At 65.9% G+C, this 26,282-nt stretch carries 24 protein-coding genes and 1 pseudogene; 11 read left to right on the forward strand and 14 right to left on the reverse strand.

The window, feature by feature from the left end; translation table 11 throughout:
• The first annotated feature begins 77 nt into the window (after nt 1-77).
• A complete protein-coding gene (locus GAK28_RS08450) occupies nt 78-950 on the forward strand; it encodes a LysR substrate-binding domain-containing protein (RefSeq protein ID WP_291777077.1) in 873 nt (290 codons plus the stop codon).
• Between the two features lie 445 nt (nt 951-1,395).
• On the opposite strand, the gene GAK28_RS08455 is transcribed toward GAK28_RS08450, so the two are convergent.
• The 5 genes from GAK28_RS08455 to rpsU form a co-directional block, all read right to left on the reverse strand.
• Entirely contained in the window at nt 1,396-2,013 is a 618-nt protein-coding gene (locus tag GAK28_RS08455) for a DedA family protein (RefSeq protein WP_291777080.1), read from the reverse strand.
• 91 nt (nt 2,014-2,104) lie between these two features.
• Nucleotides 2,105-3,850, reverse strand: coding sequence for a DNA primase (dnaG, locus tag GAK28_RS08460; RefSeq protein ID WP_291777082.1), 1,746 nt, complete (start codon nt 3,848-3,850; stop codon nt 2,105-2,107).
• Nucleotides 3,851-3,900: 50 nt separating this feature from the next.
• On the reverse strand, nt 3,901-4,074 hold the full coding sequence (locus tag GAK28_RS08465) for a DUF1328 family protein (RefSeq protein WP_291777084.1): 174 nt from the start codon (nt 4,072-4,074) through the stop codon (nt 3,901-3,903).
• Nucleotides 4,075-4,228: 154 nt separating this feature from the next.
• Complete coding sequence (locus tag GAK28_RS08470) at nt 4,229-4,672, reverse strand: GatB/YqeY domain-containing protein (RefSeq protein ID WP_291777086.1); 444 nt, start codon at nt 4,670-4,672, stop codon at nt 4,229-4,231.
• Nucleotides 4,673-4,809: 137 nt separating this feature from the next.
• On the reverse strand, nt 4,810-5,025 hold the full coding sequence (gene rpsU, locus GAK28_RS08475) for a 30S ribosomal protein S21 (protein WP_029213735.1): 216 nt from the start codon (nt 5,023-5,025) through the stop codon (nt 4,810-4,812).
• Nucleotides 5,026-5,108: 83 nt separating this feature from the next.
• Between rpsU and tsaD the strand changes: the two genes are divergently transcribed.
• The 5 genes from tsaD (at nt 5,109) to GAK28_RS08500 (ending at nt 9,438) form a co-directional block, all read left to right on the forward strand.
• Nucleotides 5,109-6,134, forward strand: a complete 1,026-nt coding sequence (tsaD, locus tag GAK28_RS08480) for a tRNA (adenosine(37)-N6)-threonylcarbamoyltransferase complex transferase subunit TsaD (RefSeq protein WP_291777217.1) — start codon at nt 5,109-5,111, stop codon at nt 6,132-6,134.
• A gap of 185 nt (nt 6,135-6,319) precedes the next feature.
• Nucleotides 6,320-6,679 (forward strand): dihydroneopterin aldolase, encoded by a 360-nt coding sequence (folB, locus tag GAK28_RS08485; RefSeq protein ID WP_291777115.1) that lies wholly within the window; start codon nt 6,320-6,322, stop codon nt 6,677-6,679.
• Nucleotides 6,676-7,941, forward strand: a complete 1,266-nt coding sequence (locus tag GAK28_RS08490) for a mechanosensitive ion channel domain-containing protein (protein ID WP_291777118.1) — start codon at nt 6,676-6,678, stop codon at nt 7,939-7,941. Before folB ends, GAK28_RS08490 begins: the two co-directional genes overlap by 4 nt.
• A complete protein-coding gene (gene folK / locus GAK28_RS08495) occupies nt 7,942-8,445 on the forward strand; it encodes a 2-amino-4-hydroxy-6-hydroxymethyldihydropteridine diphosphokinase (protein ID WP_291777121.1) in 504 nt (167 codons plus the stop codon). It abuts the gene before it with no gap.
• Nucleotides 8,446-8,583: 138 nt separating this feature from the next.
• Nucleotides 8,584-9,438, forward strand: coding sequence for a DUF6159 family protein (locus GAK28_RS08500; protein ID WP_291777124.1), 855 nt, complete (start codon nt 8,584-8,586; stop codon nt 9,436-9,438).
• A 22-nt stretch (nt 9,439-9,460) separates the two neighbouring features.
• On the opposite strand, the gene GAK28_RS08505 is transcribed toward GAK28_RS08500, so the two are convergent.
• Both GAK28_RS08505 and GAK28_RS08510 read right to left on the reverse strand, forming a co-directional pair.
• Complete coding sequence (locus tag GAK28_RS08505) at nt 9,461-10,198, reverse strand: pteridine reductase (RefSeq protein ID WP_291777127.1); 738 nt, start codon at nt 10,196-10,198, stop codon at nt 9,461-9,463.
• 52 nt (nt 10,199-10,250) lie between these two features.
• The gene (locus GAK28_RS08510; protein ID WP_291777130.1) at nt 10,251-11,171 is read right to left on the reverse strand and encodes a hypothetical protein; all 921 of its coding nucleotides are present in this window, start codon (nt 11,169-11,171) and stop codon (nt 10,251-10,253) included.
• Between the two features lie 135 nt (nt 11,172-11,306).
• Here GAK28_RS08510 and GAK28_RS08515 point away from each other — a divergent pair.
• Both GAK28_RS08515 and GAK28_RS08520 read left to right on the forward strand, forming a co-directional pair.
• Nucleotides 11,307-13,419, forward strand: a pseudogene (locus GAK28_RS08515) (TonB-dependent receptor).
• A gap of 90 nt (nt 13,420-13,509) precedes the next feature.
• Complete coding sequence (locus GAK28_RS08520; RefSeq protein ID WP_291777133.1) at nt 13,510-14,703, forward strand: SAM-dependent methyltransferase; 1,194 nt, start codon at nt 13,510-13,512, stop codon at nt 14,701-14,703.
• A 74-nt stretch (nt 14,704-14,777) separates the two neighbouring features.
• On the opposite strand, the gene GAK28_RS08525 is transcribed toward GAK28_RS08520, so the two are convergent.
• On the reverse strand, nt 14,778-16,772 hold the full coding sequence (locus GAK28_RS08525; RefSeq protein WP_291777136.1) for a UvrD-helicase domain-containing protein: 1,995 nt from the start codon (nt 16,770-16,772) through the stop codon (nt 14,778-14,780).
• A gap of 122 nt (nt 16,773-16,894) precedes the next feature.
• On the opposite strand from GAK28_RS08525, the gene GAK28_RS08530 reads away from it, so the two are divergent.
• On the forward strand, nt 16,895-17,548 hold the full coding sequence (locus GAK28_RS08530; protein WP_291777139.1) for a thymidine kinase: 654 nt from the start codon (nt 16,895-16,897) through the stop codon (nt 17,546-17,548).
• On the forward strand, nt 17,545-18,321 hold the full coding sequence (locus GAK28_RS08535; RefSeq protein WP_291777141.1) for a hypothetical protein: 777 nt from the start codon (nt 17,545-17,547) through the stop codon (nt 18,319-18,321). Before GAK28_RS08530 ends, GAK28_RS08535 begins: the two co-directional genes overlap by 4 nt.
• A 51-nt stretch (nt 18,322-18,372) precedes the next feature.
• Here GAK28_RS08535 and GAK28_RS08540 read toward each other — a convergent pair whose 3' ends face one another.
• The 6 genes from GAK28_RS08540 to GAK28_RS08565 form a co-directional block, all read right to left on the reverse strand.
• Complete coding sequence (locus GAK28_RS08540) at nt 18,373-20,085, reverse strand: hypothetical protein (protein ID WP_291777144.1); 1,713 nt, start codon at nt 20,083-20,085, stop codon at nt 18,373-18,375.
• 339 nt (nt 20,086-20,424) lie between these two features.
• Complete coding sequence (mutM, locus tag GAK28_RS08545) at nt 20,425-21,237, reverse strand: bifunctional DNA-formamidopyrimidine glycosylase/DNA-(apurinic or apyrimidinic site) lyase (RefSeq protein ID WP_291777147.1); 813 nt, start codon at nt 21,235-21,237, stop codon at nt 20,425-20,427.
• A 166-nt stretch (nt 21,238-21,403) separates the two neighbouring features.
• Nucleotides 21,404-21,865, reverse strand: coding sequence for a hypothetical protein (locus GAK28_RS08550; protein ID WP_291777150.1), 462 nt, complete (start codon nt 21,863-21,865; stop codon nt 21,404-21,406).
• 1 nt (nt 21,866) lies between these two features.
• Nucleotides 21,867-23,213, reverse strand: coding sequence for a Gldg family protein (locus GAK28_RS08555; RefSeq protein ID WP_291777152.1), 1,347 nt, complete (start codon nt 23,211-23,213; stop codon nt 21,867-21,869).
• The gene (locus GAK28_RS08560; protein WP_291777154.1) at nt 23,213-23,968 is read right to left on the reverse strand and encodes an ABC transporter permease subunit; all 756 of its coding nucleotides are present in this window, start codon (nt 23,966-23,968) and stop codon (nt 23,213-23,215) included. Before GAK28_RS08560 ends, GAK28_RS08555 begins: the two co-directional genes overlap by 1 nt.
• Nucleotides 23,965-24,687, reverse strand: a complete 723-nt coding sequence (locus GAK28_RS08565) for an ABC transporter ATP-binding protein (RefSeq protein WP_291777156.1) — start codon at nt 24,685-24,687, stop codon at nt 23,965-23,967. The genes GAK28_RS08560 and GAK28_RS08565 overlap by 4 nt, the downstream gene beginning before the upstream one ends.
• A gap of 235 nt (nt 24,688-24,922) precedes the next feature.
• On the opposite strand from GAK28_RS08565, the gene GAK28_RS08570 reads away from it, so the two are divergent.
• Nucleotides 24,923-26,116, forward strand: coding sequence for a fatty acid desaturase (locus GAK28_RS08570; protein ID WP_291777158.1), 1,194 nt, complete (start codon nt 24,923-24,925; stop codon nt 26,114-26,116).
• Nucleotides 26,117-26,282: the final 166 nt, after the last annotated feature.

Genomic DNA, 26,282 nt, shown 5'->3' on the forward strand with positions numbered 1-26,282 from the left:
TTCTTGGCGTCATTCCTCCGGGCAGGCAAACTAGAAATTCTTCGGGTTCTCCCCAAATTTTTTTTGAAGACGGTGCAATGAAGCGCTCGCTACCCCTCAACGCCGTGCGTGTGTTCGAGCTTGCGGCGCAGCATTTGAGTTTCACCAAGGCCGGTGAAGAACTCTCCCTGACGGCCGCCGCAGTCAGTGCGCAAGTCAAATTGCTGGAGTCCTATCTGGGGACGCCACTATTTGTGCGTAGCAACAATCGACTCGCGTTGACGACGGCGGGGGAGAATTATTTTCCGCGTATCCGCGATGCTTTTCGTGCACTGCAACATGCCACGGACCAGGTGATGGGGCAGCGCAACGTCGGCTTGAGGGTGTCCGTGCCCCCCACCTTCGGCACCAAATGGCTCGTGCCGCGGTTGTTCCGCTTCTTCGCGAAGCATCCCGATATCGCCGTCGAGGTGGTCACCGATGGGGGCGCCGCCGGCTGGGATCTCGCCATCGACGATCGTCTCGTCGAGGGCATGGAACCCTTGGTGACGTCGGGCTACACGCCGGTCTGCGCGCCATCGCTGGCCCAGCGCATCCATGCCCCGAGCGATCTTGTCGATCACCTGCTTCTGCACGAGCGGCCGGGTCGTCGTGCGGCGGCCATCGCGGGTTGGGACCAGTGGTTCGAGCGGGCGGGCGTGGAGCCCTCGGCGATCTCCCGCGAGATGGGCTTCGGCGACGGCACGATGATGTTGCAGGCGGCCATCGAAGGGCAGGGCGTGGCGCTTGCCCAGCAATTGCTGGTGGCCTACGACCTCGCGGCCGGCCGCCTGGCCGAACCGTTCCACATCGACATGCCGTTGCAACACGTGTGGTATCTCGCCGTGTCGCGAGAGGCGGCGTCGAAAGAGGAGACGGACGTGTTCAGGGCGTGGCTATTCGCGGAACTGGGTAGCGACGCCGCAGCCTGACGCCGTCGTTCCAGCGAACGCTGGAACCCAGCGCGAGGCGCTCGATTATCGCGACGCGGCCTCTTACGTAAAGCCGATGCAGCGCCCTCGCCATGCTGGCGAACCGAGGCGCGGGGTTCCTGTTTTCACAGGAACGACGAGCTGGCGAACCGTCGTTCCAGCGCACGCTGGAACCCAGCGCGGTGCAATCGGTTATCGCGTCGCGGCCTCCTACGCAAAGGCCGATGCAGCACCCTCGCGGTGCTGGTGAACCGGGGCGCTGGGTTCCTGTTTTCACAGGAACGACGAGGCTGGCGAACCGTCGTTCCAGCGCACGCTGGAACCCAGCGCGAGGCAATCGGTTGTCGCCTCGCGGCCTCCTACGCAAAGGCCGATGCAACGCCCTCGCCATGCTGGTGAATCGAGGCGCTGGGTTCCTGTTTTCACAGGAACGACGAGCTGGGGCTCAGCAATCCCGCGCGGCGGCCTTGCGCTTGCGCCACCACAGCACGCCGAGGATCACGATCACCGCGCCGATCGCTAGCCAGATGCCCGTCTGGCCACGGCGGATCCACATGGCCAGCCATTCGTGGTTGTGCGCGCCGAAGTAGCCCAGGTACACCCACAGCGGCACGCTGATGAAGGCGGCCAGGCCATCGAGCAGCAGGAAACGGAAGAAGCCCACGCGGTGCGTGGCGCCGGCGGTGATGAACACCGCGGTGCGCATGCCGGGCAGGAAGCGAGCCACGAACATCATGCGGTTGCCGTAGCGCTCGAATTTCTCTTGCACCTTCGCATAACGCTCGGGCGTGAGCAGACGGGCGACGAAGCGCCAGCGCAGGATGCGCGCACCGAAATGGCGGCCGAGCAGGAACATGGTGGAATCGCCCACCAATACGCCCGCGAGGCCAACCAGGACCATGGTGTGAACGTCGCCGTAGCCTAGCCCCGTAATGATGCCGCCGGCGACGAGCGTGATGTCCTCGGGTAGCGGGACGCCCGCGCCACAAAGCATCAGGGCGAGGAACACGGCCACATAGCCGCTCCGCCCGAACACATCGACGAGGTTGTTCAGCAAATCCATCAGTAACGCACGTATCCGGCCCGGGCCGGTCCCTTCATGGAACAAGGAAGGGATGATCCCACGGATCGCATGTCATGCGCGGTGCGCTGCATCATCGGGTCTCCGCCTGGGGCCTGGCCGCCAGGTCGGCCAGCAGGACGCGCAGTTCGGCCTTTTCCGTATCGTCGATCTGGCCGTCGCGCATTCGGTTGATGAGGTAGTCGCGACGCTGTGTCGCGGCCTGGCGCTCCATCTGCAGCAGCGCATCGCGGAACTCCACGCGCTGCATGTCCGCGTCGCCGACCATCTCCGCCTGCATGAGCTTTTGCAGCGATACGTACTCCGGGCGATCGAGGAAGGCTTCGATAAGCACGGCAGCATTGATCCCCGGGCGGGCGCGGGCGATATCGACCAGTTCGGCCAAGAGATGGATGCCGGGCCGGTCCAGGCGCAGGAAGCGGTAGGGCGGCTCGACATCGTCGGCCAGCGACGGCTGGGCCAGCAGCAGCTCGATGGCGCTGCGGACCAGGCTGCGCTGGACGTTGGCATTGCGTTGCACCGGCCGCTGCGCCTGCGGTGGCGCGGCGGCCTCCAGCACGGCACGGGCGCCCGTGCGGCGCTCCAGCTCCTGCGCCATCAGGTCGCGGAACGCGCCATCGGGAAGACGGGCGATAAGCGGGCGCGCCCGTTCGGCCAGGCGTGCCCGGCCGTCGATACGGCTGGTGTCCACGTCGCGCGCCAGTTCCTCGAAGAAGTACTCCGACAGCGGCATGGCTTCCTTCATGCGCTTCTCGAAGCCCTCCTTGCCTTCCTGGCGAACCAGGGTGTCCGGGTCCTCGCCATCCGGCAGGAACAGGAAGAAGGCCTGGCGGCCGTCGCGCATGCGCGGAAGGATCGATTCCACGGCCTTCCAGGCGGCCGCCCGGCCGGCCTTGTCGCCGTCGAAGCAGAAGAACACGTCGGGCGCGGCGCGGAACAGTACCTCGGCATGGTCCGGCGTGGTGGCCGTGCCCAGCGTAGCCACCGCGATCGGCAGGCCTGCCTGGTGCAAGGCGATGACGTCCATGTAGCCCTCGACCACCATGATCCGGGTGAGGTTCTGGTTGGCCTGCTTCACCTGCCACAGGGCAAACAGCTCGCGGCCCTTGTGGAACAGCGGGGTTTCCGGCGAATTGAGGTATTTCGGGCCCTGGTCCGACGAGAGCACGCGTCCGCCAAAGGCGATCACGCGGCCGCGCCGGTCGAGGATGGGGAACATCACCCGCTCGCGGAAGCGGTCGTAGCGGCTGCCACGCTCGTTGCTGGCGATCATGCCTGCATCGTTGAGCAGCTTGCGCTTCTGGTCCGTGGTGCCCAGGGCCTTGAGCACGCCGTCGAAGCCGGCGGGCGCCCAGCCGATGCGGAAGCGTTTCATCGTCTCCGCGTCGAGGCCGCGACGCTCCACATAGGCCTGCGCCTCGGGGCTGTTGCCCAGCTCGCGCTGGTAGAACGAGGCGGCGTCGTCGAGCAGGCCGTAGAGATCGGTGCGGTCTTCACGCGGCTTGTCGTCGCGGCCGCCCTCGTAAGGCACCTTCAAGCCAACCGACTGGGCCAGTTCCTCGATGGCGTCGGGGAACTCCAGGCGGTCGTAGTCCATGATGAACTTGATCGCGCTGCCGTGCGCCCCGCAGCCGAAGCAATGGAAGAACTGCTTCACGGGGCTCACGTAGAACGATGGCGAGCGCTCGTTGTGGAACGGGCAGCAGGCCGTCCACTCGCGCCCCGCCTTCTTCAGGGGCACGCGCCGCTCGATCACGTCGACGATGTCGACGCGAGTGAGCAGTTCGTCGATGAAGTTGTCAGGAATACGGCCGCGCATGGACGCCTAGGATGCCACGCCTGCGCTTCCATCTGGCGCTTGACGAAGGGTCAGGTGGCCAGCTTGAACACGCCGACGACGGCGAGGATGAAGAAGATGAAGAGGATCAGGAAGATCACGAAGCAGACCTTCGCGATGGTCGCGGCGACACCCGAGATGCGGCTGAAGCCGAGGGCGCCGGTGACCAGTGCGATCAGGCCGAAGATGATGGCGTACTTGAGCATGGGATTCCCTCCGCGGGTGGCGCCGGAGGAACTCCCCAGCTTCGGAAGGGAGGATGCGAGCGAGGCCGTGGGGCCGCCGTGAACGGCGGTCGGCTGTTGTAGGAGCGCGCTTGCGCGCGATCGCGCGCAAGCGCGCTCCTACAGAACGCCGGGATCAGCCCAGCTTGGCCTTCACCTTGCCTGCCACGGCACCCATGTCGGCACGGCCGGCGGCTTTCTCCTTCACCAGGGCCACCACCTTGCCCATGTCGCGGGCCGAGGTGGCGCCGGTCTCGGCGATGGCGGCAGCGATCACGGCGTCCAGTTCGGCCTCGCTGAGCTTGGCCGGCAGGTAGGCGTCGATCACGCCCATCTCGTAGCGCTCGATATCGGCCAACTCGGTGCGGCCGGCCTTGTCGTACTGCTCGATGGAGTCGCGGCGCTGCTTCTGCATCTTTTCGAGCACGACCAGCACCTGGGCGTCGTCCAGCTCGATCCGTTCGTCGACTTCACGCTGCTTGATGGCGGCCTGCATGAGGCGGATCACGGCGAGGCGATCCTTCTCTCCGCCCTTCATGGCGGCCTTCATGTCTTCGGTGATCTTTGCCTTGAGGCTCATCGCTTTATCTCCAGGACGACGAAAAGCCGGCTTCACCTTTCGGCGAAGCCGGCTCAGATTTCCGCCTGATTGCGGCGGCAGCGGGCGAACGCGCCAGCCGCGGGTCCACCACCCAGCCGTGAGGCCGGGTGAGGCAATCAGTACATGCGGGTCCGGCGCGTCGTGTCGCGAGACAGACGGCGCAGGTGACGCTTCACCGCGGCAGCGCGCTTACGCTTACGCTCCTGGGTGGGCTTTTCGTAAAATTCGCGCTTGCGCGTTTCGGCCAGAACGCCAGCCTTTTCGCACGTACGCTTGAAGCGACGGAGGGCAAGCTCAAACGGCTCGTTCTCGCGGACTTTAACGCTCGGCATGGAAACTCCACTTGTCTAAACTAACCCGTGAACCCGGGTGAGCCGTGGATTATACCGTGATCAAAACGAAAATTTCAAAGCCCGTGTTGGGCGTGGAAACGTCCTGTGACGAAACGGGCGTGGCTCTGCTCCGCTGGGACCCGGAAAACCCGGGTCGCGGCCTACTTTCCCATGCGCTTTACAGCCAGATCGCCCTGCATGCCGAATACGGCGGCGTGGTGCCGGAGCTGGCCAGCCGCGACCACGTGCGCAAGCTGCTGCCCCTGGTCCGCGAGGCCCTGAAGGAGGCCGGCCTGACCCCGGCCGATCTTGGCGGCGTGGCCTATACGGCCGGCCCCGGCCTGGTCGGCGCCTTGCTGGTCGGCGCCGCCGCCGCCCGCGCCATGGCCTGGGCCCTGGGCGCGCCGGCCATCGGCGTCCACCATATGGAAGGTCACCTGCTGGCCCCACTGCTGGAGGACGACCCGCCGGAACCGCCCTTTGTGGCCCTGCTGGTCTCCGGCGGCCACTCGATGTTGGTCGAGGTGAAGGCCATCGGTGAGTACCGGATCCTTGGCGACACCCTGGACGACGCGGCCGGCGAGGCCTTCGACAAGACCGCAAAGCTCATGGGCTTGCCGTATCCGGGCGGCCCGGCGCTGGCGAAACTGGCCGAGCAGGGCCAACCGGGCGTATTCCGGTTCTCCCGGCCCATGGTCGACCGGCCGGGGCTCGATTTCAGCTTCTCGGGCCTGAAGACCCAGGTGCTGCTGGCCTGGCAGAAGTCCGACCAGTCCGAACAGGTCCGTGCGGACATCGCCCGGGGCTTCGAGGAGGCCATCGTGGACACCCTGGCGATCAAGTGCCGCCGGGCGCTGGAAGCCACCGGGGCGAAGCGCCTGGTGATCGCCGGCGGCGTGGGCGCCAACAAGCGCCTGCGCGCCCAGCTTGCCGAGGCCGGCGCCGCCGATGGTTTCCGCGTCTATTTCCCGCGCCTGCAGTTCTGCACCGACAACGGCGCGATGATCGCGCTCGCCGGTGCGATCCGCCTCGCGGCGGGTCAGCAGCAGGACGAGACGATCCAGGTGCAACCGCGCTGGAGCCTCGAAACGCTTCCGTCAGCGACATAGCCTGTTTGTGCGGCGGGGGGCGTATCAATGCCGAACCCCCTGTAGGAGCGCGCTTGCGCGCGATCCCGCGGCAGCGGGCCAGATTGCCGCAGGATCGCGCGCAAGCGCGCTCCTACGAGAGCGAAGGCTTGCGCAAACGGTGCACGTCACCGACCCTGTCACACTCCCAAGACCGAACACACCCCATGGATATCGTCTTCATCGAAGACCTGCGCATCGACGCGGTCATCGGCATCTACGACTGGGAACGCCGCATCCGGCAGACCCTCTCGTTCGACCTGGAAATGGCCTTCGACAACCGTCGACCGGCGGCCAGCGACGATATTGAGCACACCCTCAACTACAAGTCGATCTCCAAGCGCCTGCAGGCCTACGTCGAGTCGTCCAGCTTCGGCCTGGTGGAAACGCTGGCCGAGCGTTGCGCCGAGATCGTGCGCGAGGAGTTCGGTGTGTCCTGGGTGCGCCTGAAGTTGTCCAAGCCCGGCGCCGTGCGCGGCGCGCGCGCCGTCGGCGTGCGCATCGAGCGCGGCACGAAACCGGAATGATGGCACCGCAGGCGGCGCTCTCCCTCGTCGAGGGTTTCATCGAATCACCTGAATTGCGCCGCGTCGCGCTGGTGGCGGGGCTGTTTCTCGCCGCGTGGATCGTCGGCCTGCTGGGCCGCCTGTTCCTGCATCGCGTGGTCCGTGTCGCCACCCGGCATACCGCATGGCGCTGGGATGACGCGCTCTACGAGCACGGTGCCTTTCGCTGGCTGGCGCGCATGTTGCCGGCCATCGTCATCTACTACGGCATCGATGTCCTGCTGGGCGAGAAGGACAGCATAGGCATCCTGATACGCAACCTCTCCGTGTGCTGGATGATCATCTGCGTGATCGCCGCGCTGGGCCGTTCGCTGGTCGCCTTCGAATCGCTGTACAGCGCCACCCCGGCGGGCAAGCGCTCGATCAAGGGCGTGGTGCAGTTGCTGAACCTCGCGCTGTGGATCGTGGCGCTGGTGCTGGTGATCACCAAGCTCACCCATCAAAGCATCGGCCTGCTGCTGTCCGGCATCGGCGCGATGTCCGCGGTGCTGTTGCTGGTGTTCAAGGACACCATCCTCGGTTTCGTCGCGGGCATCCAGCTCAGCACGAACGACATGCTGCGCGTGGGCGACTGGATCACGATGTTCTCGGCGGGCGTCGATGGCGATGTCATCGACATCACGCTGCACACGGTGAAGGTGCGCAACTTCGATCGCACCATCGTCACCGTGCCGACATGGAAGCTGATCGCCGAGTCGTTCCAGAACTGGCGTGGCATGTCCGAGTCGGGCGGTCGTCGCATCAAGCGCGAGCTGTATGTCGACGCGGCCTGCGTGCGTTTCCTCGAAGACGACGAGATCGAGCGCTTCGGCAAGGTGCACCTGCTGAAGGACTACCTGGAGCGCAAGCGCGAGGACATCCGTCGCTGGAACGACGCGCTGGGCGAACCGGGCAAGCTGCCCGTGAACCGCCGCCGGCAGACCAACATCGGTGCGTTCCGCGCCTACGCCGAGGCCTACATCAAGGCGCATCCCGACGTGCACGACCGCATGACCCGCATGGTCCGCATGCGCGATCCCGGCGCGCAGGGCATTCCCTTCGAGATCTACTGCTTCACCAATACCGTGGTCTGGCTCGACTACGAGCGCATCCAGGCCGATATCTTCGACCACCTCATCGCGATCCTTCCCGAGTTCGGCCTGCGGCCGTTCCAGCAGCCCTCGGGTGGCGACGTGCGCGAGGCCTTTTCCGTCCTGCGCGACGCGGGCATCGTGGAGCGCTGAATGGGCCGTGCCTACCTGAGCCTGGGGTCTAACATCGACGCGGAGCGTTGGCTGTCCGCCGCCGTGAACGAACTGCGCGCTCGTTTCGGGCCGTTGGATGTCTCGCCGGTCTATCGCAGCGCCGCCGTGGGCTTCGACGGCCCCGACTTCCTCAACCTCGCGGTGGCCCTCGACAGCGACCTAGCCCCGCAGGATCTCAATGACTGGCTGCACGCCCTGGAAGACCGCCACGGCCGCGTCCGTGGCGGCGACCGCTACGCCAGCCGCACGCTGGACGTGGACATCGTCCTTTACGACGACCTGGTGATGAGCGGGGAAGGGCATCTGGAGCTGCCGCGCGGCGAACTGCGCCACGCCTTCGTCCTCAAGCCCATGGCGGACATCGCCCCCGACCTCCGTCACCCGGTCGACGGCCGGACCATGGCCGAACTCTGGGGGGCGTTTCCGGCGGACAAGGAACCCCTGGCCGTCGACGCCCCCCTGACCGACCTGCTGCTCCTGTAGGAGCGCGCTCGCGCGCGATGGGTGCTCGTCGCGACCTGTCATCGCGCGCAAGCGCGCTCCTACGGACAAGCGTCCTATGGCGGCCCTCCCGTCCAGATGTTAAAAAACGCCCTCCAGAGATCAGGGAACCTCAAGGACATGGGCAAGTTCGAACGCAGCTGGGCGCTGATGAAGTCCAGTGCCAACATCCTTCGCCAGGACAAGGAGCTGATGCTCTTTCCGCTCCTGGCCGGCATCTGCTCGCTGATCATCATCGCCACCTTCGGTTGGCCGGTGTTCGCGTCGCTTCGCCACCACCACACCGAGTTCGAAGGGCAGCGCCATGCCGCACTGCCGCCGCTGGTGATGCTGCTGGCCTTTGTCTTCTATTTCGTTCAGTACGCGATAGTGATCTTCTTCAATACCGCGCTCGCCTCCGCCGCGCTGATCCGTCTCGGTGGTGGCAATCCGACACTGGGCGACGGCCTGCGCGCGGCCATGGGCAAGCTGCCGAGCATCCTCGGCTATGCGCTCATCTCCGCCACGGTCGGTGTGATCCTGCGCGCGGTGCAGGAGCGCCTCGGCCTCATCGGTCGCATCGTCGTCGGCATGCTCGGCTTCGGCTGGTCGGTCGCGACCTTCCTCGTGGTGCCCGTGCTCGCGGCACAGGACATCGGTCCGGTCGATGCCGTCAAGCGCAGCGCGTCGCTGCTGAAGGGCACCTGGGGCGAAAACGTCATCGGTAATGCGGGCATCGGTGTGGTCGGTGGCGTGCTGACGTTCTGCCTCGTCGCGGTCAGCCTGATCCTCTTCGGCGCCGCCGTGTCCACCCAGTCGGTGCCGTTGATGGTGGCCGTCGGTGTGGTCGGCGTCGTGGGACTCGTGGCCCTCAGCCTGTTCCAGACCGCGATGCATGGCGTGTATTCCGCCGCGCTGTATCGCTACGCGCAGGAAGGCGATCCGGGCCAGGGCTTCGACCGCGCCCTGCTCGAATCCGCATTCCGTCCGAAGTGATGTTTTGAGAGGTGGTGCGCGCTCAGATCGTGAGCGCGCGACCGCCGTCGATACGGATGGTCTGGCCCGTGGTGTAGCGGGCATCCAGCAGCAACCAGCGTACGGCCTCCGCCACGTCTTCCGGCTCGCCCTTGCGAGCCAGCGGCGTCTTCGCGATGAGCGCTTCGGTGGCGTCTTCCGCCTTGCCCGATTCGGGCCACAGGATCGCTCCCGGCGCAACGGCGTTCACCCGCACGTCGGGCGCGAGGTCCTTCGCCAGCGACAGCGTCAGCATCGCCAGTGCGGCCTTCGCCATGGTGTAGATCGGATGATCCGCCAGCGGCCGCTCCGCGTAGATATCCACGATATTCACGATGGCGCCCTTGTTGCGACGCAGTTCCGCTGCGGCAGCCTGGGCGAGGAAGAACGGCGCGCGCGCGTTCGCGGCGAACAGGTCGTCCCATTGCGTACCGGTGGCCGTGCCGACCGGCGTGGGATAGAACGCGGAGGCATTGTTCACCAGGCCGTCGAGGCGGCCGAACGTGTCGATGACCGAATGGACGAGCGAAGGAAGCGCCTCGTCGTCCTCAAGCGCCGCCGGAAAGATCGCCACGCTGCCGTCGCGCGAAGCGTTGAGTTCGGCGGCGAGCGCGGACGCCTCGTCCGCCGAATGGCGATAGTGGATTGCCACGTTGCAGCCACCCGCGTGCAGGCGGCGGACGATGGCGGCGCCGACGCGGCGGGCACCACCCGTGACGAGTATGACCGGCGACTGGTTCATCGAAGTTCCCTATGTATGACCCAGGGAAGCTTGCCGTAAACCGCGGATGACGTCACGTCGCGGGTTTTGCCTTGCGCGTGGTTTTCTTTGCCGGTGCGCGGCGCGCGGTCGTTTTCTTTGTCGCTTTTTTCGCGGCCGTTTTTGCGGTCTTGGCGGCGGCCCGCTTACGCGGCGCGGCTCGCTTCACTGCCTTGCGTGCCGTCGGCGCCACCTCGCCGACGGCCGATTTCTTGCTCGCGGATGCCTTGCTACCGGAGGCGTGGGAGCGGACCGTGTCCGCGATGGGAGCTTGCGTGTCGCCACCATCGCGCGACTTGCCCTTCTTCGTCGACGATCCACCGTCGTCATCGATGTGGATCTCACCGCTGAAAAGATCCATCGCCGTCTTCGCGACCTGTCCCGTGTCGTAGTACGCATACGCACCTACGCCCAGCGCACCGACCACCGGCAGCCAGCGCGAGATGCCCTTGCCCACGGCGCGCTTGGACACGCTCACACCGATGCGGCCGGCCAGTCGTTGCAGCACGCTCGTGGCGGTGCTTCGAAAGACGAGGCGATCGCCCACCCGAATCGCGATATCGCGGAACGCCTGCGCGGCCGTATGCCGGAACAGGCACCACAGCATCTGTTCGCGACCCAGCTTCGCCGTCTTGCCATACGCGGCGGCGATGTCGCTCACCAACTGTCCCTGGATGCGCCAGATCGCGACCAGCTCGGGCAGCACGGTCAGCCAGCCCAGCGGACCGGGAGGGAGAGCGAGGGAGCCGGCGGTGAGGGCCGCCTTGTTGGCGGCCGCGCTGGCGAGACGCCGGCATTCCTCCTCCACGGTGCCCTTGCTGGCGCGCGGCACGTCGCTTTCGGGAATGCGGCTGACGAATTCGAGGATGGCCCTGGCGACCGGACTGTCGTTCCGGTCACCGGCGGTGACGGGAACGATTTCGCGGGAGGTCGACTCGGAATCGCGTTTTGTCATGAAGGTATCCGGCAGGAAAGCGATATGCCGCCGATTGATAGCGCATCATCCTTAACGCTTGCGTGAAAGCGATTGGAAAGGTTCTGTCATGAAACTGTGTATCGCAACATTATAACATTTTACGAAAGGCTCCCGATGACTCCCGCCCGCCTCGCCCTCAGTATCGCCATGGCACTCGCCTCCGTAGCCGTTTATGCGGATGACGCCCCTCCGCAAAAAGCATACGAATCTGGGCGAGGTCGATGTCACCGCCCGCCTCGACGAAGCGCGCAACAGCCTTTCGCCGGACACCGGCAGCAGCCAGTACGTGATGGATCGCCAGACCATCCAGGCGCTTCCGCTGGGCGATTCCACGCCGCTCAACCAGGTGATCCTCCAGGCGCCGGGCGTCGTGCAGGATTCCTACGGTCAGCTGCACGTGCGCGGTGACCACGCCAACCTGCAGTACCGCATCAACGGCGTGCTGATCCCCGAGAGCATCGGCGGTTTCGGCCAGACGCTCGACGCGCGCACCATTGACAGCGTGAAGCTGCTCACCGGTGCGCTGCCGGCGCAGTACGGTGATCGCACCGCCGCCGTCGTGGACATCACCACGCGCACCTCGAAGCAGGACGGCGTTGGCGGCAGTGTCGGCATCACCGGCGGCCAGTTCGGCACGATCAACCCGAACGCATCGCTGTTCGGTCGCAGCGGCGACTGGAGCTGGTTCCTCACCGCGAACTACCTCGAGAACGATGTCGGCATCGAGAACCCGACCTCCAGCCGCAAGCCGATCCACGACCACACCAACCAGGTGAAGGCGTTCGGCGACGTGTCGTATCTCATCAACAACGACACCCGCCTGAGCTTCATGTTCGGCGTGACCAACAATCGCTTCGAGCTGCCGAACAACCCGAACCAGACCCCGCAGTTCGGTTACCTCGACGTCACCAACTTCGATTCCTCCAAGCTCAACGACCGCCAGCAGGAAAAGACCCGCTTCGGCGTGCTGAGCCTGCAGGGCAAGCTCGGCGAGACGGCCTACCAGGTCTCGGCCGGCGCACGTTACAGCGGCCTGGACTTCACGCCGGACGACATCGGCGACCTGATGTTCAACGGTGTCGCCTCCACGGTGCGTCGTTCCAACCGCGCCACCACGCTCCAGGCCGATTTCTCGACGCCGCTGGGCGACAGCCACACGCTGCGCTACGGCATCTACGGTGAGTTCGAGCGCGCCACGTCCAGCAACAACGCGCTGGTCTTCCCGACCGACGACACGGGTGCGCAGGCCTCGACCATGCCGCTCAACATCGTCGACGCGAGCCGCGTGCTGGCCCGCACCTACGCGGTGTACCTGCAGGACGAGTGGAGCATCGGCGACAAGTGGACCGTGAACTACGGTGTGCGTGGCGACCGCTACGACGCCTTCCGCGTGGAAAGCCAGCTGAGCCCACGCCTGGGCGTGGTGTACCAGCCGACCGATAGCACGACGATCCACGCGGGCTACTCGCGCTATTTCACGCCGCCGGCGTCGGAGATGATCTCGCCGACCTCGATCGCCAAGTTCGTGGGCACCACGAACGCCCTGCCGGACAACGGCAACGACACGCCGCTCGCCGAGCGTTCCAGCTACTACGACATCGGCATCTCGCAGAAGATCGGCAGCGCGTGGACCTTTGGCCTGGACAGCTACTACCGCAAGGTCTCGCGCATCCAGGACGAAGGCCAGTTCGGCACGGCGCTGGTGTACTCCACGTTCAACTACGACCAGGGCCGCGTGAAGGGCACCGAGTTCACGATGAACTACGACGGTGGCGCGCTCACGGCGTACTTCAACTTCGCGTACAACCGCTCGGTCGGCAAGAACGTCATCACCAGCCAGTACAACTTCCAGCCGGACGACCTGGCGTACATCGCGAATCACTACATCCACCTCGACCACGACCAGAAGTTCACCTCGTCCGGTGGTATCAGCTACCTGTTCGGCGATTCGACCCGGATCGGTGCGGACTACCTGTACGGCTCGGGCCTGCGTCGCGATGGCGCGGTGCCCAACGGTGACACGATGCCGGACTACTTCCAGCTGAACCTCAGCGTGGGCCGCGACTTCCACTTCTTCGAAGGCGGTGCCGCCACCCACGCCCAGCTGGCCTTGGTCAACGCACTGGATCGCACCTACCAGCTCCGCGATGGCACGGGCATCGGCGTCGGCGCCCCGCAGTTCGGTCCCCGCCGCGGCGTGTACCTGTCGCTGCAACAGGACTTCTAAGCCCCAGCAAGCGCGCTCCTCCCCGTAGGAGCGCGCTTGCGCGCGATCCGTCGCTACGAATCGCCGCCCCCGGTCAGGTATCCTGACCGCATGACCGACCGCCTCCCCGAACCCGGCGCCGACGAGCGCGCCCATTCCGAACACCTGTCCGGCCTGCTCCGCGAGGAAATCGCCTCGCACGGCCCGATGCCGTTCTCGCGCTTCATGGAGCGCTGCCTCTATACCCCCGGCCTGGGCTACTACAGCGCGGGCAAGACCAAGTTCGGTGCGGATGGCGACTTCGTCACGGCGCCCGAGCTGGGCACGCTGTTCGCCCGCTGCGTTGTCCGCGCCTTCGAACCGGTGCTGGCCTCCATCGGCTCCGACGCCGACTTCCTCGAAGTGGGCGGTGGCAGCGGTGCCTTCGCCGAAGCGGCCCTGCGCGCCCTCGATGCCGCCGGACGCCTGCCACGTCGCTATTTGATCCTGGAGCCCAGCGCCGACCTGCGCGAGCGCCAGCGCGAACGCCTCCACGCCAACCTGCCGCCTGCCCTGGCGGCGCGCACCGTATGGCTGGACGCGCCGCTCGAAGAAGAGTGGGCCGGCGTGCTGTTCGCCAACGAGGTGATCGACGCGCTGCCGACCACGCGTTTCACGACGAAGGACGGCGAAGTCTACGAAGAGCACGTGGTGCTCGACGGCGATGGCCGTTTCCATCGCATCGACCGGCCTGCCGACGTGCTCGTCAACGGTGCCGTTCGCCACGTCGAGCGCGATCTCGGCCGTGAGTTCGAAGCCGGTTACCGTACCGAGATCCTGCCGCAGCTGCCGTACTGGATGCAGGCGGTGGCGGGTACGCTGACCCGGGGCGCGATGATCTTCGCGGACTACGGCTACACGCGCGGCGAGTTCTACATGCCCGAGCGCACCGACGGCACGCTGCGCGCGTTCTACCGGCATCGCGCGCATGGCGACGCGTTCTTCCTGCCTGGCCTCCAGGATCTCACCGCCTCGGTGGATTTCACGGCGCTGGCGGAAGCCGGCAACAGCGCAGGCTTCGGCGTCGCGGCCTATCTGCCGCAGGCGCAGTTCCTCATCGCGGCCGACATGCAGGAGTTTTTCGAGAACGACTACCTGTCGTCGGACGACGAGGCGACGCGGTATCGCCTCGCGCAGGAAGTGAAGAAGCTCACGCTGCCGGACCAGATGGGCGAGCGCTTCCAGGTAATGATGTTCGCGCGCGGCATCGAGCCTTCGGCGTTGCCGGAGGCTGTGCTGGCGGCGGATCAGGGAAGTCGTCTGTAAGCGCGATCCCGAAGTTGCGGTGGTTTTTCTGTAGGAGCGCGCTTGCGCGCGACAGCCAACGAAGCGGGGTGGCTCTAACCGCCCCCCGCCAACATCGCCCGGATCCGCGCCATATGCGACTCTGCGGTCTCCTTCTTCACCTCGGCATCCGCCTCCGGATCCTGCCCATCCCAATGCAGGTCATCCTGCGGTAGCTCATCGAGGAACCGGCTGGGATCGTTCGACAGCACTTCTCCGTACTTGCGCGTGCGCGCGGCGAACGACAGCGTCAGCATCTCTTTCGCCCGCGTGATACCGACGTACATCAGGCGACGCTCTTCGTCGAGGCGTCCTTCGTCCAGCGCGCCTTCGTGCGGCAGCGTGCCGTCCTCGCAACCCACGATAAAGACGAAGCGGAATTCCAGCCCTTTCGCCGAATGCAGCGTCATCATCCGCAGCGCATTGCCCGGGTCGTCACGATCGGCATGGCTCAGCAAGGCGAGCTGCTGCGCGATGTCGCCGGTGCGGCCACCGTCGCGGCCCATGGCGCGGAACCAGTCCATCAGCTCGCGGATATTGCCCAGACGACGCTCGCGCAGCGTCTCGTCGGGCGTGGTCGCCGCGATGTGCGCGCCGTATCCGGTCTTTTCCACCACTGTGGCGACGAGGTCGGCGGCGCTTTCATGCACGGCGTGGCTGCGCAGTTCGTCCATCAGGCGCGAGAAGCTGGCCAATGCCGAGGCCGGGCGCGCCGAGATGCTTTTCAGCGCGGCGTCGCTGCGCGCGGCGTCCAGCAGCGAGGCATTTCGCGTCTGCGCGATCTGGCCCAGCTTCTCCAGCGAGGTGGAGCCGATCTCGCGCTTGGGTACGTTCACCACGCGCAGGAAGGCCGCGTCGTCGGTGGGGTTGGTGAGCAGGCGCAGATAGCAAAGGATGTCCTTCACTTCCGCACGATCGAGGAACGACAGCGCACCGCTGAGGTGATACGGCACGCGTGCCAGGCGCAAGGCCTTTTCGAGCGGACGTGCCTGGAAGTTGCCGCGATACAGGATGCAGAAATCGTCCCAGCGGCAGCCCTTGTCCTTGTACTTCTCGTGCAGCGTCGCCGCGATGGCCGCGATGCGCTCCGCCTCGTGGTCGCCGTCCTTGCACTCGATCACGCGAATGGGCGGACCTTCGACATGGTCGCTCCACAGCTTCTTCTCGTGGACGTGCGGATTGTTCGCGATGAGATGGTTCGCCGCGCGCAGGATACGTTTGGCGCAGCGGTAATTCTGTTCAAGCTTGATGACCCGCAGTTGCGGGAAGTCGCGGCCGAGCTGGTCGATGTTCTCGGGGTTGGCGCCGCGCCAGGCGTAGATGCTCTGGTCGTCGTCGCCCACGCAGGTGAACCGCGCCTTCGGGCCGGCGATGGTCTTGAGCAGACGATACTGCGCGTCGTTGGTGTCCTGGTATTCGTCCACCAGCAGGTAGCGCAGGCGCTCCTGCCAGATGGCCCGCGCGTCGGCGTCGGTTTCCAGGATGCGCAGCGGCAGGCGGATCAGGTCGTCGAAATCCACCGCGTTGAACGCGGCGAGACGCTGCTGGTAGAGGTCGTAGATCGTCGCGGCCTCGATCTCACGTGGCGAGCGCGCGGCGGCCATGGCTTCCTCGGGCGTGAGACCCGAGTTCTTCGCCTTGCCCAGCAGGTTGCGGATGCCCATGATCACCTCGGGCTTCACGCCCTTGGGCGACAGCTCCTTGATCATGTTGGCGCTGTCTTCGGCGTCCAGCACCGAGAAGCCGCGGCGCAGCTGCGCGCGCTCGTGCTCGATCTGCAGGAACTTGAGGCCCAGCGCGTGGAACGTGCAGACGGTCAGCGCACGGGCAGCGTCGTCGGAAATCAGCTTGCCGACACGCTCGCGCATCTCCTTCGCGGCCTTGTTGGTGAAGGTGATCGCGGCGATCTTCTCCGCGGCCAGGTGCCGCCGGGAGATCAGGTGCGAGATCTTCTCCGTGATGACGCGGGTCTTGCCGGAGCCGGCGCCGGCCAGCACGAGGAGGGGACCGTCGCAGTACTCGACGGCCGCGTGTTGTTGGGGATTGAGCATCGGATCGGCCGGGGCGGACTGGCGGACGAGGTCCCGGATGGTAGCAGGTGCCAGGGGAGGGGGCTCAGGACCGGGATGCCCGGTTTGGGTACCATGTCCGGTCACGAACGGACCGGGCCCGCATGGCTAAGCTGTATTTCTATTACTCGGCAATGAACGCCGGCAAGACCACGACCCTGCTGCAGAGCGCCCACAACTACCACGAGCGCGGCATGCGGACGCTGATCCTCACCCCGGCGCTGGACAACCGCTTCGGGGAAGGCGTGGTGGCGTCCCGTATCGGCCTCCAGGCGCGCGGCCTGCGCTTCGACGGCGAGGCGGACGTGCTGGCCCTGGTCGAGGCGGACATCGCCGCCAAGGGGCCGCTGCACTGCGTCCTGGTGGACGAGGCCCAGTTCATGAGCAAGGCCCAGGTCTGGCAGCTCTCCGACGTGGTGGACCGCCTGGGCATCCCGGTGCTGGCCTATGGCCTGCGCACCGATTTCCGTGGCGAGCTTTTCGAGGGCAGCCGCTACCTGCTGGCCTGGGCGGACAATCTCGAGGAGATCAAGACGATCTGCCACTCGGGTCGCAAGGCCACCATGGTCGTCCGCGTGGATGAACAGGGCCGCGCCGTCACCCAAGGCCCCCAGGTTGAGATCGGCGGCAACGACCGCTATGTCTCCGTGAGCCGTGCCGAGTTCAAGAGCATCACGGCCGGCGATGGCCGGATCGAGCTCCAGCAGCCCCCGCTGCCACTCGGCGAGAACGACACCAACGAAGGAAATTCCGCGTGACCGAGACGACGACCCCCGCCGCCGAATGGCCGCGCCCCTACTGGCAGCCCAGCGACGAGCAGGCTGTCCTGCTCTACTTCGTGTTCGGTGCGTTCGACGAGGACGTGCTCATCCCGTCGTCGAAATACGGTAGCCCGGGCCTGCCCGAAGGCATCGAGATGCAGCGCATGCAAAACAGCGTGCTGGCCCGCTGGGACGGCTATCCGCTCTCCGGCGCGCTCGGTGAACTGCTGAAAGAAGACAGCCCGGAAGGCTTCCAGGCCGCCAAGGCCGCGCCGCACGTCATGGTGATCCGCGGCCGCTTCCCGGATCGCGAGAGTCTCGATTACCTACGCGACACCCTCGGTGTCGTGGCCGCGCTGACCGAGGTCGGTGGCAAGGTCGTGGTCGATCCGCAGATCCTCACCCTGTTCGAGGCGAAGGACTGGCGTGAGCACTACCTGGTGCCCGGTGGCGCGCCGCCGCGCCACCACGTGCTGATCCTGTGCAGCCCCGAGGAAGGTACCAAGGGCCGTTCGTGGATCCGTACGCGCGGCATGCGCAAGTTCGGTCGCCCCGACATCAGCGTCACCAATGTGCCTGATCGCGACATCGATAGCGTCGGCGTGCTCACGGAGAACTTCGTCGAGCTGGCCGCGCTGGGATCGCGTTTCGAGGAGGGCCAGCTGATCGACGTCACGGGCGTGCGTGGTGGCCTGAAGATCGCCCTGTCGGGTGACGAGACCGATCCGCGCTTCAACAATTCGCATGCGGCGATGCGCTGGCCGGATTGATATCGACGATCGAGCATGGGCTGGGCCGTCCAGGGACGGCCCAGCCACGGTTCATCGATTGGATGCTTCCATGAGGACGCCGGACACCTTTCCGTCTAGGCCATTCTTTCGGTAGAACGTTGCGCGGTAGCTGGGGTCGCTTACGCTCTGCTCGAAGGTGGGCAGTGAGAAGTACTTGATGTCCTTGAGGATCTCGATCTGGATGTTATCGTCCTTGTGGGCGCCATTCGGGCTGTCGTAGATGGTGACGTGCTGCCCTTTTTTCATGTTGTAGAAACGGGCTGAGCGCGCTTCGTCGTTGTCGCAGCCATAGGGATCATGCTGGAAGTTCACGAATTGCCTTCCGCTGCCTGGCATGACCAGGGTGCAGACGATGTTCTGCGACGTATGGTTTCCTTCGTAGAACACGATCATGGGTGGCTCCGGATATCCCAGCGTCACCGAGGACACTTTTCCATCCAGGCCATTGTTGTGGTTCACCCACTTGAGAAGGATGCCATCGGGCCAGCGGGCAGTTTCGAACGAGTTGATCGTGATCTTCTCGAAGTCCTTCGTCACCTCCAGGGTCGTCCAGTCGTCCTCCCTTGAGCGGGACGGCGAGTCGTAGATCGAAATCACCGAGCCGGCCTTCAGGTTGAGGAGCGTGGCCGATCGAGCCTCGTCGTTCTCGCAGCCGCTGACCCGCTGGTTGGATGCCTGGAAGTTCACGGCGTATGGACGTCCCGTGTAGGGGATGGCGCAGACCGCGTCCTGCGTCGCGTTGTTGCCTTCCCAAAGCACCATGCCACCATGGCTAAGCGTCGCGGCGTACTCGAGCGCGTCGCCCTGGTGGTAGAAATCGACGGCGATGAAGTTCGGTGTCCGGTCGGTCTTCGCGCGACACTTGTCCTCGACCCGCTTCCACAGGTTCGAGAGATTGTTATCCGACCGCGCGTGCAGTGTTTCACCCTGGCTGTGGAACTGATTCATCAGGAACAGGCTGGGCCAGCGCTTCCCGCTGAACTTGACTTGCTTGTTGTTGAGCGCAGGCTTGAAGGGATGGTTGTCGCACGACCAGTTGTGGCTAAAGATGGTGTCGCCGAGATTCCAGTTGTTTTCTACCATGGCGTCACGATCGAGCATGACGGTCGCCTTGCCATTGCCCACGTTGAACGTACCGTGGTTGCTCGTGCTGTCGGTGAACAGCAGGATGCGCTGCCCCTTGGCGATCATCTGGCGAGCGGTCGGCCATTCGGCGCTGTCCGGCCAGGACGCGGGGTCGAAGGTCATGTTTGCCAGACCTGGGGAAAGCTTGAGTTCCGCTTCCAGCTGGGCTTTCGTTACCTGGTCTTCGAAGAAAACGGTAAGGATCGCCTCGGGATGCTGTTGCATATGGGGCAGAATGTCTTCGTTGAACCAGTTGGCCAGCGAATAGATTTTCGTATTGATGGGGTTGGTGCAGCTTTCGTGGCAAACGAAGACGCGACCCTTGTATTCATGCAGGTCCAGCATCAGTCCACCCACGCCATCGCGGAGCTGGGTCCCTATGTTCTTGTCCTGGTTGCGGAGGATCGGAGTGTAGTAAGCGAAGGAGTTATGCGTGGCCGCAAAGGTGAGCTGATTGAACGGGCGATCCAGCGGAATGCCGAACGGCTGGGAGGGAACGCCCTCGGGCATCGCCGACGTGGTGAGGGGGGCGATGGGGGGCGTGGTGTATCCAGCCGAGGCGAAGCCGGGCAATACGGAGGCGAGCGAAAGCAATAAGCGTGCGAGCGAAGGTCGCATGATGAATTCCTTGTCATCATGGGGATGCAAATCCGTGCCGCTTGGGGACGCGACAGGTATCGATGTGGGGTGGCGCCGACCGGCGCGAGTCGGGGAAGTGGCTACATGGCGATACGATCCTTGTTCGCAAGTTCAGTGCGTAGGGGATCGTGTCATGCACCTGGTGCACACGCACGGAGTTTTCCATGCGAATTGTCTTCTTTCGCTGAAAGATGGCTCAGGATAAGGATTTAAGCGTGTGGGCGATCACTGACGCCTGCATGGTCATTCGATGGCACGACGCATCGGCATGTGAGAAGCATCGCCCATGCCGGTCGGTGCGTCGTCTCGCTCGTGGGGTCAGCGCTGGCAGGTGGGGCAGTAGAAGGACGCACGTTGTCCGAGTGTCACGACACGGATGGGTGTGGAGCACACCTTGCATGCTTCGCCGGCACGTCCGTAGGCGAACAACTCCTGGAAGAAGTAGCCCGGTGCGCCATCGGGCGAGAGGAAGTCGCGAAGCGTGGTGCCGCCACGCGTGATCGCGTAGGCAAGGATGCGCTTCACCTCGGTCGCCAGCTTTGCATAACGCTCGCGCGATACCTTGCCAGCCGCGCGGCGCGGGTCGATACCCGCGGCGAACAGCGCCTCGCTCGCGTAGATGTTGCCGACGCCGACCACGACGGCGTTGTCCATGAGGAAGGTCTTCACGGGCGCGGAGCGTCCGCGTGACAGGTGCCAGAGCAGGTCGCCGTCGAAGTCGTCGGTGAGTGGCTCGGGACCGATGCCTTCCAGTAGTTCGTGCGTTTCGCCGGGTGCTTGCCACAACAACGCGCCGAACCGGCGCGGATCGGTAAAGCGCAGCAGCTTGTCGTCTTCCAGCACGATGTCCACGTGGTCGTGCTTGTTCACCGGCGTATCCGTCGGCAGCACGCGCAGCATGCCCGACATGCCCAGGTGGAGCAGGGCGGTGCCCACCTGCGTCCGTAACAGAAGGTACTTGGCGCGCCGATCCACGCTGTCGATCACCTGGCCCGGGAGCAGGCGGGATACCTCGTCGGGAATGGGCCAGCGAAGGTCCGGGCGACGCAGCACCACCCGGCTGACACGACGGCCTTCCAGGTGCGGAGCGATCCCGCGACGGGTGGTTTCGACTTCGGGCAGTTCAGGCATGGGCGGAAGATGGGGCTTGGGTGCGTTGCTGGCAAGCCTGGCGTGGCGACAACCCAGCCGTTGCCCACCGCCGTTGCCGTAATGTCGTTGTAGGAGCGCGCTTGCGCGCGATCCCGCGGCAGCGGGCCAGATTGCCGCTGCCGCGGGATCGCGCGCAAGCGCGCTCCTACAGAAGGCGAGGGGCTCTGGGTAACGCTTGGGCTGGCACGAGCGCGATCCGGTCGCCGACGCGGGCGTAGCGCTGCTTGCCCAGCGCCGTCATCTCGCCGAAGGCGATGCGCTGGCCGTCGATGACCAGGACGGCCAGGGGCGGTGCCAGGCCGATTTTCGCGGGGTCGAAATCGCTGGCGGCTTTCCAGTCGTTGACGGGGGTGGCGGCCAGCGAGGCCAGTTCCGCCGCGCGACCTTCGTCCGTGGGGGCGCCAGAGGCATCGACCCAGCGGCCGTCACGCCGGTCGAAGCGCTGCGCAGAGTAGCCCTTCAAGCTCACTTCGAGGTGACCGACCGTGTCCGGATCCAGTGCGGTTAGCAGGTGCGCACGCGCATCCGCCTCGTCGGCATGCCACTGCCATACGACGGCGGCGACCAGCGCCGCCAATACCGCCAGTGCGATCAGCCTCGCCTTCATGTCAGCGCCTCCGACGACGCCAGGCGATGCCCGCGCCCAGTCCGAGCAGGATCAGCGGCAGGGCGATGAGGAAACCGAAGGTGATCGCGTTGAGTCCCGTCTGCGACAGCGCGATCACGCGATCGGGCGCGCCACGCGCGGGCAGGTTCACCAGCACGTCGTCGCCGAGCAGCCAGTCGATCACGCGCTCGCCGAGGGCGCGATTGCCGCCGTTACCGACGAAGGTATTGGACAGGAAATCGCCGTCGCCGATCACCACGGCGCGCTGTTCGCTACGGGTCGGGTTCGGTGACAGCCGGTTGAGCGCGAAGCCGAAGTCCAGCGGCCCCTTCAGTTCCCCGTTCTCCGGATGGAAGGCGATCGTCGAGGCGTTCTGGTTGTCGATGCCGCCGAACGCCGTCCAGCTGCGTTCGCCCGAACGCAGGAAGGGCACCACGGCCCAGTCGTGCGCCGAGACCTGCGCAAGCGCGGACACCTGCGGAAACAGCGTCGTATCGCGGAAGGCGCGAGTGATCGCATGGAACGGGTAGTCGCCGACCACGACGATGCGCGGGTCCTGCACGTTGAGCGTGCTGCCCTGTCCGTCGACCAGCACGCCTGGCAGTACGCGGATGCCGAGCACATCGGCGAGCGGGCCGGTGCCGAGATCGTCGTTGGTTGGCTCGGTGAGCCACAGCAGGTTGCCACCGTCACGCACGTAATCGACCAGCGCACTCACGCTGCCGGCAGGCAGCGCGGCGACCGGGCTGGCGAGCACGACGAGGTCGGTGTGTTCGGGCACGCCGCGTGTCTGGCTGAAGTTGAGTGGCACCGCGCGCACACCGCGCCGCTCGACCTGGCCCATGAAAACGCCCAGGTCGGCATTGGCGCGGCCGTCCGCCTGGCGTTCGCCGTCGCCGGTGACGAAGGCGATCACGCGTTCGCCGCCGCGCGCCAGTCGTTCGAGCGCGTTGGAGAGGTTTCGCTCGTTGATCGGGCTTTCCACGCGCTGCTCGTGTCCTTGGTAACGGACCAGCAACGCGCCGTCGCCACCGATACCCAACTGACGTGAAGCGGCCGGATCGAGGTCGGGGTCGACGAAGGACAGCGAGAGGTCCTTCTTTTCGCGCAGGTAGCGTTCCATGGCACCGGCGATCTGCTCGCGCAGCGGGCCGGTCGGCGAGATGTAGCCGACCACCTCGACCGGGCCCTCCAGCGTGCGCAGCACGGCCACGCTTTCCGGTGCGAGGCTGGCGCGCGCGCCGCGCGTCCAGTCGCTCGTCCAGCCATGTCGTGCGCTGAGGAAGCCGATGCAGCCTGCGCCGACGAGCAGCGCGATGACGAAGAACAGGCGATCGAAACGACGCATCACTGGCGCTCCCGGTCGGCGCCGAGGCGACGCACGGCGAGGGTGAGCGATACGCCGATCGCCAATGCGAACCAGACGATGTCGGCCGACGACACCAGCCCGCGCAGCAGGTTCTGCAGGTGCGTCGCCAGGGTCAGCCATTCGAGGAAGCCGCCGCTGACGCCGGCCGCCTGGGCGCCGCGATCGATCGTCCACAGCGCGAGAGTGACGATGAGCGCTGCCGCCGCTGCGATGGCCGGAAAGCCGGTGGCGGCCGAGCAGGCGATGCCGACGGCGGCGAGTGTCGCCAGGGTCAGCGCGGTGCCGAGCGTGGCGGCGGCGAGCTTGCCCCAGTCGGCGGTGCCATGCGCGCCCACGGCCAGCGGCATCGCCAGCGTGGCGAGCAGCCACAGGCCCAGCCAGGCGAGCACCGCAAGGTATTTGCCCAGCACGATCCGCCATGCGGGCAGGCCGGTGGAGAGCAGCAGGGGCAGGGTGCCGGTGCGACGTTCGCCGGCCAGCGACGACATGGTCATCAACGGCACGACCAGAAAGGCCAGCTTCACCAGCTCGGCGAGCAGGGGGATCGCGACCAGGTCGGTGAAACCCGGTGCGTCGGCCAGGGCGGCAAGCTTCACCTGCGCGCCGAGGAACTGGCCCAGGCCCAGCACGAAGGTCCAGGCCAGCCAGGCGATGGTGAGCGCCGCCAGCGCCCAGGCGAGCGGGCGGACGGCGAGTCGGCGCAGTTCCAGCCGGGTCATCGCGGTCAGGCTCATGCGGTGGCTCCCGTGGCGATGCCGAAGAAGGTCTTCTCCAGCGCGGCGTGATCGCCCAGGGGCGCGTCGTGGCGCAGGCGACCCTCGTGGAGGATCGCCACGCGATCGCACACCGCGACCACCTCGCCGAGCACATGCGTGGACAGGATGACGGCGGAGCCTGTCGCCGCGCGCTCGCGGATGAGCTTGCGCAGTTCGCCGACCTGGACCGGATCGAGGGCGTTGGCGGGTTCGTCGAGGATCAGCAACGGTGGCTCGTGAAGTAGGGCGCAGGCCAAGCCGAGGCGCTGACGCTGGCCCTGCGAGAGCACGCCGGCCAGGCGTCGGCGCAGGTCGCCAAGCTGGAGGCGTTCGATGACGGCATCCGCCCCGCGTCGGGCCTGTGCCTTGCCGATGCCGCGCAGGGCCGCGAACGCGCCCAGATGCTCGTCCACCGACAGCTCCGGCCAGAGCGGCGCGGCCTCGGGCAGCCAGCCGATCAGGGTGCGGGCGAGGGTCGGCGCGTTGTCGAAGCGGCGGCCGTCCAGTTCGATGCGGCCCTCTTCGGGCCGCAGGGCACCGGCGAGCATCGCCAGGGTGGTGGACTTGCCCGCGCCATTGACCCCCAGCAGGCCCAGCACTTCGCCCCGATTCAGCTTGAAGCTCAGGTCGGAAACGGCGGCGCGGCCGGCGCGCCGCCGGGAAATCCCGGCCACGTTCAGCATGGGCGTCTCATTCATGCCTTTACGTCGCCCAACGACGGCGTACGCGCAAGGATTTGCGGGCATCTTGCCGCAGCGAGTTGATCTGTCTGAACGGCAGGGGTGGGAATCATCGGGGGATTGTGCGCAAACGGCCGTTGAAACGACAGTCGCGGGCTTCACATTTCGGTTTACACCGTGCTGGTGGGTATGGAAACCCCCCGTTAGACTGGGCCTTGCACATACCCTTCATCCCTTGCGCGGTACCGACCCGATGCTCGACACCCTGCTCGATTTCCTGGCCAACGGCTTCACCCGGGCGACCTGGGGGGAGATGGTGGTCTACATGCTGGTGGTGACCCAGCTCACCATCTTCACGGTGACGCTGTACTACCACCGTAGCGCGACCCATCGCGGCGTGGATTTCCACTGGACCCTCAACGGTTTCTTCCGTTTCTGGGGCTGGCTCACCACCGGCATGGTGGTGAAGGAGTGGGTGGCCATTCACCGCAAGCACCACGCCAAGGTTGAGACCGAGGAAGATCCGCATAGCCCGCAGATCTTCGGCATCAAGAAGGTCTTCCTTGACGGCGTGTCGCTCTACCGTGAGGCCAGCTACAACAAGGCCGACATGGAAAAGTACGGTCGCGGTACGCCCGACGACTGGTTCGAACGCCACCTGTTCGGCAAGCATCCGTACTGGGGCCCAACCCTGATGGCCGTGATCGACGTGTCGCTGTTCGGCGTCGTCGGCATGGCCCTGTGGGCCATCCAGATGCTCTGGATCCCGTTCTGGGCCGCCGGCTTCGTCAACGGCATCGGTCACTGGTGGGGCTACCGCAACTTCGAAAGCTCCGACACGGCTACCAATATCTCGCCGTGGGGCTTCTGGATCGGCGGTGAAGAGCTGCACAACAATCACCATGCCTTCCCCAGCTCGGCCAAGTTCGCCCTGCGCAAGTGGGAGTTCGATATCGGCTGGTCGGTGATCTGCGGCCTGCGTACCCTGCGCCTGGCCAAGGTGCTGCGCGTGGCGCCGACGCTGAACATCCGCCCGAACGTGCACCTGCCGGACGCCGAGACGCTCAAGGGCGTGCTGACGCTGCGCTTCCAGGCCACCACCGACTACTACCGCAACGTCATCCTGCCGACGCTGCGCGAAGAGGTCGGCCAGGCCGGCGAAACCATCAAGGCCGTGCCGCGCCGCGTCCGTCGCGCCCTGGCCGACGGTGGCCGCTGGCTCGACCACGACGCCCGCGAGCGCATGCATGCCGCCCTGGACAACCGTCCGGCGCTGCGTACGGTCTGCGAGTTCCGTGCCCGCCTCGTGGCGCTGATGGACGAGCGCGGCGCCGAGAAGGCGCTGAAGGCCCTCCAGCAGTGGATCGTGGAAGCCGAGGAAAGCGGTATCCGCTCGCTGCAGCAGTTCGCGCAGCGGCTGAAGGGCTATTCGGCCGTCGGTGCGTAAAGCCTTCTGTTGTAAAAAGCCCGCCGTCTCGCGACGGCGGGCTTTTTTTATGCGTCGTCTCGACACTCGCCGTTGACGGTTCGTCGCGACACCGCCGTTGTAGGAGCGCGCTTGCGCGCGATGGGGGATGACCGCAAGCACCCATCGCGCGCAAGCGCGCTCCTAC

It is taken from the genome of Luteibacter sp., from assembly GCF_009912395.1.
Lineage (GTDB): Bacteria > Pseudomonadota > Gammaproteobacteria > Xanthomonadales > Rhodanobacteraceae > Luteibacter.

Coding starts and splice junctions, on each gene's coding strand:
- GAK28_RS08450 (WP_291777077.1), top strand. CDS start 78: ATGAAGCGCTCGCTACCCCTCAACGCCGTGCGTGTGTTCGAGCTTGCG.
- GAK28_RS08455 (WP_291777080.1), bottom strand. CDS start 2,013: ATGGATTTGCTGAACAACCTCGTCGATGTGTTCGGGCGGAGCGGCTAT.
- dnaG (WP_291777082.1), bottom strand. CDS start 3,850: ATGCGCGGCCGTATTCCTGACAACTTCATCGACGAACTGCTCACTCGC.
- GAK28_RS08465 (WP_291777084.1), bottom strand. CDS start 4,074: ATGCTCAAGTACGCCATCATCTTCGGCCTGATCGCACTGGTCACCGGC.
- GAK28_RS08470 (WP_291777086.1), bottom strand. CDS start 4,672: ATGAGCCTCAAGGCAAAGATCACCGAAGACATGAAGGCCGCCATGAAG.
- rpsU (WP_029213735.1), bottom strand. CDS start 5,025: ATGCCGAGCGTTAAAGTCCGCGAGAACGAGCCGTTTGAGCTTGCCCTC.
- folB (WP_291777115.1), top strand. CDS start 6,320: ATGGATATCGTCTTCATCGAAGACCTGCGCATCGACGCGGTCATCGGC.
- GAK28_RS08490 (WP_291777118.1), top strand. CDS start 6,676: ATGATGGCACCGCAGGCGGCGCTCTCCCTCGTCGAGGGTTTCATCGAA.
- folK (WP_291777121.1), top strand. CDS start 7,942: ATGGGCCGTGCCTACCTGAGCCTGGGGTCTAACATCGACGCGGAGCGT.
- GAK28_RS08500 (WP_291777124.1), top strand. CDS start 8,584: ATGGGCAAGTTCGAACGCAGCTGGGCGCTGATGAAGTCCAGTGCCAAC.
- GAK28_RS08505 (WP_291777127.1), bottom strand. CDS start 10,198: ATGAACCAGTCGCCGGTCATACTCGTCACGGGTGGTGCCCGCCGCGTC.
- GAK28_RS08510 (WP_291777130.1), bottom strand. CDS start 11,171: ATGACAAAACGCGATTCCGAGTCGACCTCCCGCGAAATCGTTCCCGTC.
- GAK28_RS08520 (WP_291777133.1), top strand. CDS start 13,510: ATGACCGACCGCCTCCCCGAACCCGGCGCCGACGAGCGCGCCCATTCC.
- GAK28_RS08525 (WP_291777136.1), bottom strand. CDS start 16,772: ATGCTCAATCCCCAACAACACGCGGCCGTCGAGTACTGCGACGGTCCC.
- GAK28_RS08530 (WP_291777139.1), top strand. CDS start 16,895: ATGGCTAAGCTGTATTTCTATTACTCGGCAATGAACGCCGGCAAGACC.
- GAK28_RS08540 (WP_291777144.1), bottom strand. CDS start 20,085: ATGCGACCTTCGCTCGCACGCTTATTGCTTTCGCTCGCCTCCGTATTG.
- mutM (WP_291777147.1), bottom strand. CDS start 21,237: ATGCCTGAACTGCCCGAAGTCGAAACCACCCGTCGCGGGATCGCTCCG.
- GAK28_RS08550 (WP_291777150.1), bottom strand. CDS start 21,865: ATGAAGGCGAGGCTGATCGCACTGGCGGTATTGGCGGCGCTGGTCGCC.
- GAK28_RS08555 (WP_291777152.1), bottom strand. CDS start 23,213: ATGCGTCGTTTCGATCGCCTGTTCTTCGTCATCGCGCTGCTCGTCGGC.
- GAK28_RS08560 (WP_291777154.1), bottom strand. CDS start 23,968: ATGAGCCTGACCGCGATGACCCGGCTGGAACTGCGCCGACTCGCCGTC.
- GAK28_RS08565 (WP_291777156.1), bottom strand. CDS start 24,687: ATGAATGAGACGCCCATGCTGAACGTGGCCGGGATTTCCCGGCGGCGC.
- GAK28_RS08570 (WP_291777158.1), top strand. CDS start 24,923: ATGCTCGACACCCTGCTCGATTTCCTGGCCAACGGCTTCACCCGGGCG.